This is a genomic window from Curtobacterium sp. MCPF17_021 (assembly GCF_003234605.2).
Classification (GTDB): domain Bacteria; phylum Actinomycetota; class Actinomycetes; order Actinomycetales; family Microbacteriaceae; genus Curtobacterium; species Curtobacterium flaccumfaciens.
The window spans coordinates 3,455,946-3,467,725 of record NZ_CP126252.1; the positions used below are offsets into that span (position 1 = coordinate 3,455,946).

Here is an 11,780-nt window from a genome sequence, read left to right on the forward strand (position 1 = left end):
ACCTGGTCGATTCGGGCGTACCTGGTCGGAAGTTCTCGGCAGGTATGCCCGAAAGCGCCAGGTAACGCGGCGCGTTTTGGGAAAGAACGGGCGCGCTCAGGCCCCGAGCTCGACCAGGACCCGCGGGATCTCTGTCACGAGCTCGCTCGCCAGGTAGCCGAGCGGACCGACCTGCACCGCGAGCCGGTCACCTGCGGCAGCGTGCACGTAGGACGCCCACGCCACGGCCTGTGCCGGATCGGCGCCGCGGGCGAGCAGGCCGGTGACCGCGCCGGACAGCACGTCGCCACTGCCGCTCGTGCCGAGACCGCCGGAGCCGGTGCCCTTGAGCCACGCCCGACCCTGCGGTGTGGCGATGGAGTCGCCGAGGGCCACGACCGCTCCGAAGCGGTTCGCGATCGCCACGGCGTCGGCCACGTCGTCGTCGCTGCACTCCCGCCCGAGCAGGCGTTCGGCCTCGCCGGAGTTCGGCGTCATCACGAGCCGTCCACGCAGCGGTTCCAGGCGGTCCCGCACGTCGGCGGCCACCCCGAGGGCGAAGGCGTCGAGCACGACGGTGGTCTGCGGACCGACGACGTCGGCGAGTTCGGCCACGAGGTCACGCGAACCGTCCGGCTCGTCGAGCCCCGGCCCGACCAGTACCGCGTCGGCGCTCGAGGCGCTGTCCGCGATGCCCTCGATCGCACCGACGGCGATGTGTCCGTCCTGGTCCTCGTCGAGGGGTTCGACCCCGGACTCGGGCACCGCGACCGCGACCTCGTTCGCCACGCTCCGGCCGACCGCCAGGGTGAGGCGACCGGCGCCGACGCGGAGTGCGGCGAGCGCGGAGAGCATCGCCGCACCGGGGGTCCGAGCAGCGCCGCCGACGATGAGCACCTGCCCGCGGCCGTACTTGCCGGCACCGGGTTCGGGCAGTGGCCAGTCCCGCAGGAAGTTCGGGGTGACGGGTTCAGTGGACATGTTCGTCGTCCTTCCGGCCGGTGTGCTGGGTGACCTCGTCGTCGTCCAGGTGTCCGACGGAGGAGAACTCCTCGAGCACCCACGGCGATCCGGCATCGCCGCGCCGGAGTCGGGTGAGGGAGGCGTTCGCGACCGCGTGGGTCCGGGCGAACTCCATGAGTGCCGGCTCGTCGAGGTCGAGGCACACCGCGACGGCGAGCATCACCACGGCGTCGTGCGCGGCGATCACCAGGCGCTCGGCGCCGTCGACCCGCTCGACATCGCCGAGGAGCGACCGGAGCCGGAGCATCACGTCCGCCCACGACTCCCCGCCCGCCGGCCGGTGGTAGTACTTGCCGAGCCACTGCCGGCGGCGTTCCTCGTCCGGGTACCGGTTGCGGACGCCCTGCAGGGTCAGCAGGTCGAGGACGCCGAGCTCGCGGTCGCGGAGGCGCTCGTCCACCCGCTTCTCGGGTTCGGCGATACCGGCTGCCTCGAGCGCGATCGCGATGGTCTGCTGCGCACGGAGGTACGGCGACACCCACAGCGCGACGGGGACGTCGTCGATCCCGCGGTCGGCGAGCTCCTGCCCGAGGGCCCGGGACTGATCGGTGCCGAGCCGGCTGAGCGGGACGTCGGCGTCCCGGAACTCGACGTCGATCACGTCATCGCCAGCGGCTTCGGCCCGAGCCGCTGCGACGTTCGCGACCGATTCGCCGTGACGGACGAGCCAGATCTCCTGCACTGCCATGCCGCCACGCTAGCCAGCGCGTGCTGTGCCGGTTCACCGGTGCCGAACGGTCACCCCCTGCGGTGCCGGACGGTCGCCCCGCGCGGCGCCGGACGGTCACCCCGCGCGGCGCCGGACGGTCAGCCCGTCCGGAGCCGGACGGTCACCCCGTACGGAGCCGAGCGCTCCGGACCGGTCGGACCGCGCACGGGAGCCCCGCCGCCCGGAGTCGCAGCGCCAGCGCATCGAGGTCGAACAGGTCTCGCCATTCGAGCCGGATGATCGTCCGCACACCCGGCACGGTGAGCAACCGACCGTGCCGCCGCTTCTCGTCGAGGAACACCTCGGTCGGACTCCGGCCGCCCAGGTAGCGCTCCTGCGAGTACTTGGCCCGTCCGTCGATCTCGACGATGACCCCGTGGTCCGGGAACCAGAAGTCGACTGCGGGCCGACGTCCGTCGACGACGAACTCCTGCTGCAGCACCGGGTCCGGAAGCCCGAGCTCCCGGAACACGACCCGAGCGAGCGACTCGGCCGGTGACCCGGACCGAGCATCGGCCAGGTCGAGCACCTGCTGCGCCAGGGCTCGGGCGCGGGCCTTCGGAGGAACCGCTCGTCGGAGGTCGGCGTCGTCGAACCCACGTCGCAGCGCGGCGTCCGCGATGACGACGCCCGCCCGCAGGTCGCCGGTCATCGCCACGTCGACGACGGTCCGGGGGACGGAGGTGACCGCGATCGCACCGACCGTGACCCGTTCGCCCCGGCCGACGGGTCTCGTGTGCAGGACCAGCTCGGCGCTCCGGCCCCGGTACATCGACTCGGGCACGGTCGCGTGCACCGGGACGTCCCACCCGCCGAGCGCCGGGAGGCCGTGCAGGGCCGCCGCGGACAGGTGCGAGGCCGTCGCCCGTGTGCCGAGACGGCCGAGCCGCGCGAAGACCCGGGTGACGTACCGCTGACGAGGCCCGGCGGCGTCCCACGCGGCACCGTCGACGAAGGCGTTCGGCCCGACCCGGACCAGGCGGCCGACACCCTGGGTCCGGGTTCGGCGGCGCAGGGTGGTGGCGTCGAGGCCGGCCTCGTGCATGGCGGAGGCTCGGAGGATGGGCAGCGACTCGTTCATGCACGTGACGATGCCCGCTCAGCCACGCGTGAACGGGCCGGACGCGGGAACTGTGGACGGGCCTCCAGGCCTGGACGGTTGTGGAGGGGAGACGTTCCTTCCCAGAACGGCCGCGATGCCAAGCGAGATCGGGCATACCTGGCCAGAAGTTCCGACCAGGTACGCCCGATTCGACCAGCTACGCCCGATTCCACCCGGCCCGGCCCGCGCCCGCACCCCACCCGCACCCACCCCGGCAACCATCCACACCCCCACGCAACACGGCGCCGGACGGAACGCACCCGTGTCCCGTCCGGCGCCGCGGTCTCTCCCCGACCGAACGCCGGGCCCGCTGCCTCAGGCCCGACGCACGCGCAGCGTCACGATCTCGAACGGCCGCAGGGTCAGCACGACGGGCTCCCCGGCCGACCACGAGCGCTCCAGCGGCCGCTCGAGCAGGTCGACCTGCGACACCGACGCAGCGTCGAACCCGAAGGCGACCCCGACGTCCGTCGCCCGGCCCCCGAGTCCTTCGTACAGGCGCACGACGACGTCTCCGGAGCGGTCCTCGGCGAGCTTGACGGCCTCGACGAACACCTGCGGCGACGACACCGTGACGAGCGGCGCGACCTCGGCCGACCCGGGGACGCTCCGCACCGGCAGGTTCAGCCGATACCCGGAGTCGGCGGCTTCGAGCACCGAGGCCCCGATCCGCAGCACCGTCCGGAACACGTGGTGCCCCTGGTCGGCGTTCGGGTCCGGGAACGTCGGCCCGCGCAGCAGCGACTCCCGCACGAGCGTGGTGATCCCGCCGTCCGGCCGGGTCTCGCGCGTGATGTCGTGGCCGTAGGTCGAGTCGTTCGCCACGGCGACGCCGAACCCGGGCTCCGCGACGTGCACCCAACGGTGCGCCGAGGTCTCGAAGCGGGCGTGGTCCCACGAGGTGTTCTGGTGCGTCGGCCGGTCGATGTGCCCGAACTGGATCTCGCTCGAGGCCGACGACGCGAGCACGTCGATCGGGAACGCGAGCTTCAACAGCTTCTGGTGCTCGTGCCAGTCGACCTCGGTCTCGACGGTCAGCTCCGGTTCGCCCTGCACGGCGGAGTAGCGCGTGGTGAGCGTCGACGATCCGAAGGACCGTTCCACGACGAGCTCGTCGCCTGCGATCGCGACCGACGACGCCGACAGCACCGTGCCGTTGCGCTGGTACGCGCGGTCGATGTCCCAGGCCTCCCACTGGTTCGGGGTGTCCCGAAAGACCGTGTACTCCGCCGCCGCAGCGCCTGGTGCGATCGCGTCGCGTCCGGTGGCGTGGTCGACGAACGAGACGACGTGGCCTGCAGCGTCGATGGTCGCGGTGACGACGCCGGTGTCGAAGACGAAGCGGTCGCCGCTCCGGACGGGAGGCACGGGTCGCGGCGCGTGGACGACCGAACCTGCCAGGGCGGTCACGTCACCTGCCGCGACCGGCGAGGCGTTGAAGCGCACGACCGACGCGGCGTCGTCGGCAGCGCCGGCGAGCGCCGTCGTCGCGCTGCCGATCAGCCCCTCGAGCACCTCGGCGACCCGGGCGTACTGCTCCTCGGCGTTCTCGTACACCCACGCGATCGAGGACCCGGGCAGGATGTCGTGGAACTGCTGCAGCAGGACGGTGTGCCAGGCGTCCTCGAGTTCGGCGTACGGGTACTCGCTGCCGAGCCGGACCGCCGCCGTCGCCGCCCAGAGCTCGGCCTCGCGGAGCAGGTGCTCGGAGCGGCGGTTGCCCTGCTTCGTGCGGATCTGCGACGTGTAGGTGCCGCGGTGGAACTCGAGGTACATCTCCCCCGACCAGACCCCGGGCGTCGGCAGCTCGGCTTCGAGCTGCTCGAACACCTGCGCCGGCGTGCCGAGCGTGACGTGGGGTGACCCGTCGAGGTCGTGCTGGCGGTGTGCGGCGCCGACCATCTCGCGGGTGGGACCGCCACCGCCGTCGCCGAAGCCGTACAGCAGCATCGAGGTGTTCGCGGTGCCGCGTTCCTTGTTGTTCCGTTCGCCGCGGCGCAGGTCGGCGGGTGAGACGTCGGAGTTGTAGGTGTCGGCCGGGGGCAGGTGCGTCAGGACGCGCGAGCCGTCGATGCCCTCCCAGTGGAACGAGGTGTGCGGGATGACGTTCGTCTCGTTCCACGACGGCTTCTGCGTGACGAACCACTTCGACCCGGCGGCGCGGACGATCTGCGGCAGGGCACCCGAGTAGCCGAACGAGTCGGGGAGCCAGGCCTCGGGGGTGTCGATGCCGAACTCCTCCAGGAAGAAGCGCTTGCCGGCGACGAACTGGCGGGCCAGGGCCTCACCGCCGGGCAGGTTGGTGTCCGACTCGACCCACATGCCGCCGACGGGGATCCACCGCCCTTCGGCGACCCGCTGCTTGATGCGGGTCCAGATGGACGGGTACTCGTCGCGGATCCAGGCGTACTGCTGCGCGGACGAGCAGGCGAAGGTGAAGTCGGGGTCGCGGTCCATCAGGTCGAGCACGTTCGAGAACGTCCTGGCGCACTTGCGCTTCGTCTCGCGCACGGGCCACAGCCAGGCGGAGTCGATGTGGGCGTGCCCGACGGCGATCGCGCGGTGGGCGGCGGGGCTGGCGGGGACGGCGAGCACGGGCGCCAGGACCTGCCGGGCGTCCGCGGCGGTGCCGGCGACGTCGTCCGGGTCCAGGGCGTCGGCGGCCCGTTCGAGTGCCCGCAGGATGTCGGCGCCGCGGGTGCCGTCGGTGGGGAGCTCGGCCATCAGCCCGCGCAGCACCCAGAGGTCCTGCTGCAGCTCCCACACGGTGTCGTCGCGCTCGACGACCTCGAGGGCCTTCAGGCGGTAGATCGGGTCGTCGCCGGCGGTGGAGCGCGAGCCGAGCGGCGTCGCACCCTGGAACGAGTCGCCGCCGATGTCCGGGTTCGCCCCGGCCTCGATCCAGAGCTCGAAGGACTCCCCCGGGCCGACCTCGAGCGGCACGGTGTCGTTCCGCGGCTCGATCGCCTTGATCGTGGAGCCGTCGGCGCGGAACGCGAGTCCCTCGGCCTGGAACCCGGGCTGCCGCTTGGTGAACCCCAGGTCGACGAGGAGCTCGGCGGTGGTCCCCGGCGCGGTGCCGAAGTCCGCCGGCACGGTCCCGGTCACCCGGAACCACGTCGTGCCCCACGGGCGTCCGCCCCAGTGCGACCCCACCGTGAACGGTGTGTACGTCTCGCCCACGGCGGCGTCGAACGGCACCGGTTCGCCCGGCACCTCCCACGCCTCGATCGTCACCGGCGCCGAGCGACGGAGGACGGCGGGGTCGACACGGTCGCGCACGAGGCGGGCGATCCGGGCCTCGACGAGCGGTTCGTCCTGGTGCATGTGCTTCCTTTCGAGAGTGTGCCGGCGTGGACCGGCGGATCAGCCCTTGATGCCGCCGGCGAGGGCGTTGCCGCCGCCGAGGCCTCGGGACACGATCACGTAGAGGGCGATGACGGGCACGGAGTAGACGATCGAGAACGCGGCGAGCTGGCCGTACGCCACCGCCCCGTTCTGCCCGAAGAAGTTGAAGATGCTCACCGCGGCGGGCACCTTCTCGGGCGAGAGCAGCAGGACGAACGGGACGAAGAAGTTCCCCCACGCCTGGATGAACACGAAGATGAACACGACCGCGATGCCCGGACGCATGAGCGGGATCACGATGCGGGTCAGGGTGGTGAGCATCGAGGCGCCGTCGGTCCACGCCGCCTCTTCCAGCGAGATCGGCACCGAGTCCATGAAGTTCTTCGCCATCCAGATCGCCATCGGCAGCGACGTGGCGGCGAGGAAGAAGATGCAGCCCCACACGTTGTCGATGAGGTTGAGCGACACGAACAGGGCGTAGACGGGCACCATCATCGCGGTGATCGGCAGGCCGGTGCCGAACAGGATGCTGTACAGGAACGGCTTGTTGACGCGCATCTTGTACCGGGACAGCGGGTACGCGGCGAGCAGGGCGAACACCACGGTGACGACCGCGGTGCCGCCGGAGAGCAGCAGGCTGTTCGCGAGCGGGATGAACGACAGCTCGGGGGTGAGCACCTTCGCGAAGTTGTCGAGCGTGAACTGCGAGGGCAGCTTCACCGACAGCGAGGCCTGGGTGTCGAACGAGGCGAGCACGAGCCAGAGCAGCGGCACCGCGAAGCACACCGCGATGACGAGCAGCACGACGTTCGACACCCACCGCATGGTGCGGCCGCGCGGTGACGTCATGTGCATCGACCCCGGTGCGGTCACCGAGCGGGTCGTGGTCTGGTCGAGGGACGGGGCTGTCATGGCCATCAGTCCACCTCCGGCTTGAGTGCCCGGATGTAGATGATCGAGAAGACCGCCCCCACCACGAGCAGGATGGTCGCGATCGCGGTCCCGAAGCCGAGCTGCGAGAACTTGAACGCCTCCTGGTACGCCAGGATCGGCAGGGTCGACGAGTTCGTGCCCGGACCGCCGCCGGTCATCACGAAGATCAGCGTGAAGACCGACAGGGTCTGCAGCGTCGTGAGCATGAGGTTCGTCGAGATGCTCCGGCGGATCACCGGGAGCGTGATGTAGACGAGCCGCTGCCAGCCGGTGGCTCCGTCGACCTCGGCGGACTCGGTGATCTCCTCGGGGACCTCCTGCACGGCGGCCGAGTAGACGAGCATCGAGAACGCGGTGCCGCGCCAGATGTTCGCCAGGATCACGGCGAGCATCGGGTACGTGTAGAGCCAGTTCGCGCCGGTGATCCCGATCGACGCGAGGAACGTGTTGAGCGTCCCCTCGTCGTTGAAGAACGCGTACGCCGCGAAGGACGCCACGATCTCGGGTAGGACCCACGCGGCCACCACGAAGGTGCCGACGATCGCCCGGACGGCCTTGTTCGCCGAGCGCATCAGCAGGGCCAGTCCGAGGCCGAGCACGTTCTGTCCCACCACGGCCGAGGCCAGCAGGAAGACGACGGTCAGGATGACGGACTTCGGGAAGTCCGGGTCCTGGAACAGCTCGACGTAGTTCTGGAACCCGACGAACTGCTGGTCGGCCGCGCTGGCGCCGGTCAGGGCCGAGTTGGTGAACGACCCGTAGAACGACGAGATGACGGGGCCGAGCAGGAAGATGACGAGGAGGACCAGGGCGGGCAGGAGCGGGACCGCTCGTCCGACGTTCCGCAGTGGTCGCCGCTTGCGCGGCACGGGTGGATCGGTGCGCTTCGGCGCACCGGGCGCCGACAGCGTCGGCGCGAGGGGGGTGCTGGACACGATGGGTGCCTTCCGGGTGCGGAGGGGTTCCGAAGGTGGGGAAGAGCGGACGGGAGGCGCGGTGCGGGACCGCCCCGCGCCTCCAGTCCGTCAGTGGGTGACGTCCGTCAACCAGCGGAGACGGTGTTCCCCTTGCCGACCACCTGCGTGACGGCCTTGTCGTAGGCGGCAGCCGCGTCCTTCGGCGACTGCTGACCGGTCATGACCGCTTCCATCGCGACCTGGATCGCGTTGGACACCTGCGAGTAGTCACTCGTCGCCGGGCGGAAGTTGGTGTTCTCCACCAGCCCCGAGAAGAACTTGAACGTCGGGTTCGCCGCCGTGTAGGCCGGGTCGTCCGCGACGTCCTTCCGGACGGCGATCTGGCTGTTCTCGGTGTCGTACTTCAGCGAACCGTCCTTGTCGAGGAAGCTCGTGATGAAGTGGAACGCCGCCTGCGGGTTCTTCGACTTCGCGCCGACCGCCAGGGTCCAGCCGCCGGACATCGAGTTGTAGCCGGGAGCCTGCCCGTTCTGGGTCGGCATGGGTGCCTGGCCCATCACGTCGTTCCACTCGGGCCACGGCGCGGTGCCGGACTTCAGCCACGTGCCGGACTGCCACGAACCGTCCAGGTCGATCGCGAGCTTGCCCTTCGGCAGCCACGTCTGGGCGATGGTCGTGCCGACGTTCGTGTCGAGCGCCTGCTGCGGTGTCGGGCCGAGGCCGCCCTGGTAGACGTCCTTCACGAACTTGAGCGAGTCCTCGAACTGCTTCGAGCCGGTGACCCACTTCTTGTCCTTGTACAGGGTGTTGCCGGAGCCGTCGGCGCCGTACAGGAGCATCTCGAAGCCCTGCATGGTCGAGGCCTCGCCCTGCGCCTTGCCCGAGTAGATGTTGAACGGGATGACGTCGGGCTGCTTCTCCTTGATGGTCTTCGCCGCCGCGAGCACGTCGTCCCACGTCTTCGGCTTCCACGGGACGTCGAGCCCGGCCTTCTTGAAGATGTCCTTGTTGTACCAGAGGGCTCGGGTGTCGGTGCCCATCGGGACGCCGTAGATCTTGCCGTCGTCACCCTGCCCGGCCTGCTTGGCGTTGTCGAAGAACTGGTCCCACTCGTCCCACTTGTCCGTGTACTTGTCGAGTGGCAGCAGGTAGCCCGCCTCGGCATCGGCCTTGACGAGGAACGTGTCCTCGTACATCACGTCCGGGGCGGTGGCCGGCGCCTTGTTCATGAGCGCGAGCTTGGTGTAGTAGTCGTTGCCCTGCGCCTGGATGGGCACGAGGGTGACCTTCTTGCCGGGGTTGTCCTTCTCGTACTGCTTCTTGACGACCTTCATCTGGGCGTCGAGCTGCTGGAAGGCACCGAACTTCTGGTACGCGATCTTGATCGTGTCGCTCGAGGCGGACCCCGAGCTCGAGCAGCCAGCCAGACCGACTGCGGCCACGGCCACAGCTGCGAGTCCGGCGATGATGCGGGTGCGTTTCATCGGTGCTCCTTTGCACGGGTGATGTCCGCGGGCACCATCGCCCGCGCGCAGGATTAGTCCACCGTATTGACTTAACCGTGTCAAGGAGTTTCTCGCGCGGATTCGGGCCTACCGGGCGGAATCGGGCGTACCGGGCGGAATCGGGCGTACCGGGTCGGAAGTTTCGACCAGGTACGCCCGATTCCGCTTCCCATCGCGTGCGTTCTGGGAAGGAACGTCCGTCAGGAGATCGGGGTCGCGCTCCCCGTCACCGTGATCCCGCCGGCCTCGGGCACGTCCACGAGCAGCAGACTCGGACGCCCGACGTGTCGCCCCTGCCGGATCGTGATGCGGTCGCCCGGCTGCACTGCACCGATCTGCCGCAGGTACGCCCCGGTCGACGCCGCTGCCGATCCCGTCGCCGGGTCCTCGGTGATGCGCCCGGCGGGGAATAGGTTGCGCGCCTCGTACTCCCGGTCGCCGGTGCGGTGCAGTACCGTGACCGTCCCCGCCCAGCCGGCCTCGCGCTTGAGCTCGGCGAGGGGCCCCGGCGCGAACCGGAACTGGTGGAACAGCTCGCCGTCGTGCAGCACGAGCACCGGGTGCCAGTTGCCGGCGAAGGACTCCAGCACCGGGAACCCCGCAGCGACATCCGCGGCCGAGAGTCCGAGCAGGTCGAACAGCCGCGCCAGCAGAGCGGGGTCGATGTCCCGTGTCCACGGCTCGACGCTCGTCATCGCGACCTGCACCGACCCTTCCGCGCCGACGGTGGCGTCGAGGGTGACCTCGCCGGCCAGGGTCGTGAACACCCGGCGGCCCGGCCCCTCGCGCTCGGCCAGCGCGACGGCCAGTGCGACGGTGGCGTGCCCGCAGAACGGCACCTCGGCGCTCGGCGAGAAGTAGCGGACCCGCGGCCCGGTCGACGTCGCACCCACGACGAATGCGGTCTCGGGGTACCCGACCTGCCGGGCGATCGCGAGCATCTGGGCGTCGGACAGCCCGGCCGCGTCGAGCACGAGCCCGGCGGGGTTGCCACCGCCCGGCTCGGCGGCGAAGGCGGTGTACCGGAGGATCTCCTGCTGCATGCCCCGACGCTACTGCGGCGTCACGACCGGGTGCGCGGGCCGATCACCGACGGGTGGCCCGGACTGCTGCGGTGCCGCGGGTGGCTCCGAGGGCAGTGCGAGGAACACGGCGAGCGCGATGTTGCCGGCGGGCACGAGGTACAGCAGGACCCACCACCCGGAGCGGTTCGTGTCGTGGAGCCGCCGCACCGCGATGGCGATCCAGGGCAGCAGCGCCGCGAGTCCGACGACCACGAAGACCCCCAGTGCGATCTGGGCGAAGACCGGCATCGACGTGAGCAGGAACCACCAGACCGGGAACGGGTTGAAGGACTGCATCGCCTGGTCGAGGACGCGCGCTTCCTCCGGGCTCGGCATCGGCGGCGGCGTGGTGAAGAGTCCGACGCCGTACACGATGTTGATCGCAGCGGAGATGATCGCCCACCACAGCGCCCACCACCAGAACTCGGCACGAGCGGCACGACCGCGGAACACGACGTACCCCCGCCAGAACCGCGAGAACGAGGCGGGGAAGGTGGCCTGGTGCCAGGGGACTCCGACCGGTGGCTGCTGCGTCTGGTGCACCGAACCTGCTTACCGGGGCGACCTGGGCACTCCTGAGTACTCCTCGGCAGGCCCGGCGCGGCGGGTGGGGGTAACCCCCGACCACTTCCGGGTGCGCACGTGATGTTTCAGCGCCGCGTCCGTCGTGAGACTGGTTCCATGAGCACCGACACGCGCCCCACCACCGCCCGCCGCACCCTCCGGATCGCCCTCGCCTCCACCGCCGCGGTGTCCGCCCTGCTGCTGACCGCCGGCTGCAGCGCGATCCAGGACATCGTGCCGAACAAGACCCCGCAGAAGCACTTCGACGCGTACTCCGACGCCCCGCGCTCCGGGGAGTCCGAGGACCTGGCCTTCTTCATGCCGAAGTGGGTGCCGAAGGACGCGAAGGACATCGACGTGCGCCTCCACGTCTCCCAGCCCGGGTACGTCATCGGGTTCGCCTCGAAGGACGGCGTCGACGTGGACGACTGCACCCCGCTCGACGAGTCGTACGGCGGCACGGCGATGACCGCCGACTTCCTGCCCGAGGAGCTCCCGACGAAGGGCCTGGTCACCTGCGGCGACGGCCGCGCGGTCACCGAGATCGACGGCCGCTGGTACGGCTGGACCACGAAGGACGCCATCCCGGGTCAGGACGACACCCAGACCATGCACGGGTCGGCGGACTGACCGCAG

Annotated in this window: 10 protein-coding genes; 1 reads left to right on the forward strand and 9 read right to left on the reverse strand. The window is 70.6% G+C overall.

The features are described 5' to 3' along the window. Positions 1 to 96: 96 nt before the first annotated feature. From DEJ29_RS16315 to DEJ29_RS16355, 9 genes are all read right to left on the reverse strand, one after another. Complete coding sequence (locus DEJ29_RS16315; RefSeq protein ID WP_110863151.1) at positions 97 to 960, reverse strand: NAD(P)H-hydrate dehydratase; 864 nt, start codon at positions 958 to 960, stop codon at positions 97 to 99. Continuing rightward, complete coding sequence (locus DEJ29_RS16320; protein WP_111096131.1) at positions 950 to 1,690, reverse strand: histidine phosphatase family protein; 741 nt, start codon at positions 1,688 to 1,690, stop codon at positions 950 to 952. Before DEJ29_RS16320 ends, DEJ29_RS16315 begins: the two co-directional genes overlap by 11 nt. A gap of 142 nt (positions 1,691 to 1,832) precedes the next feature. Beyond that, positions 1,833 to 2,792: a hypothetical protein gene (locus tag DEJ29_RS16325; RefSeq protein ID WP_111096132.1), complete on the reverse strand. Its 960-nt coding sequence runs from the start codon at positions 2,790 to 2,792 to the stop codon at positions 1,833 to 1,835. 336 nt (positions 2,793 to 3,128) lie between these two features. Continuing rightward, complete coding sequence (locus DEJ29_RS16330) at positions 3,129 to 6,140, reverse strand: alpha-mannosidase (protein ID WP_111095947.1); 3,012 nt, start codon at positions 6,138 to 6,140, stop codon at positions 3,129 to 3,131. 39 nt (positions 6,141 to 6,179) lie between these two features. Continuing rightward, the gene (locus tag DEJ29_RS16335; protein WP_371830315.1) at positions 6,180 to 7,073 is read right to left on the reverse strand and encodes a carbohydrate ABC transporter permease; all 894 of its coding nucleotides are present in this window, start codon (positions 7,071 to 7,073) and stop codon (positions 6,180 to 6,182) included. Between the two features lie 5 nt (positions 7,074 to 7,078). Then, on the reverse strand, positions 7,079 to 8,029 hold the full coding sequence (locus DEJ29_RS16340) for a carbohydrate ABC transporter permease (protein WP_110894824.1): 951 nt from the start codon (positions 8,027 to 8,029) through the stop codon (positions 7,079 to 7,081). 107 nt (positions 8,030 to 8,136) lie between these two features. After that, positions 8,137 to 9,495 carry an extracellular solute-binding protein gene (locus tag DEJ29_RS16345; RefSeq protein WP_111095946.1) on the reverse strand — a complete coding sequence of 453 codons (1,359 nt, stop codon included), beginning with the start codon at positions 9,493 to 9,495 and terminating at the stop codon, positions 8,137 to 8,139. 221 nt (positions 9,496 to 9,716) lie between these two features. Further along, positions 9,717 to 10,559, reverse strand: coding sequence for a PhzF family phenazine biosynthesis protein (locus tag DEJ29_RS16350; RefSeq protein WP_111095945.1), 843 nt, complete (start codon positions 10,557 to 10,559; stop codon positions 9,717 to 9,719). 9 nt (positions 10,560 to 10,568) lie between these two features. Further along, complete coding sequence (locus DEJ29_RS16355; protein WP_111095944.1) at positions 10,569 to 11,123, reverse strand: DUF805 domain-containing protein; 555 nt, start codon at positions 11,121 to 11,123, stop codon at positions 10,569 to 10,571. A gap of 138 nt (positions 11,124 to 11,261) precedes the next feature. Between DEJ29_RS16355 and DEJ29_RS16360 the strand changes: the two genes are divergently transcribed. Continuing rightward, positions 11,262 to 11,774: a hypothetical protein gene (locus DEJ29_RS16360; RefSeq protein WP_181437884.1), complete on the forward strand. Its 513-nt coding sequence runs from the start codon at positions 11,262 to 11,264 to the stop codon at positions 11,772 to 11,774. The last annotated feature ends 6 nt before the right edge of the window (positions 11,775 to 11,780 follow it).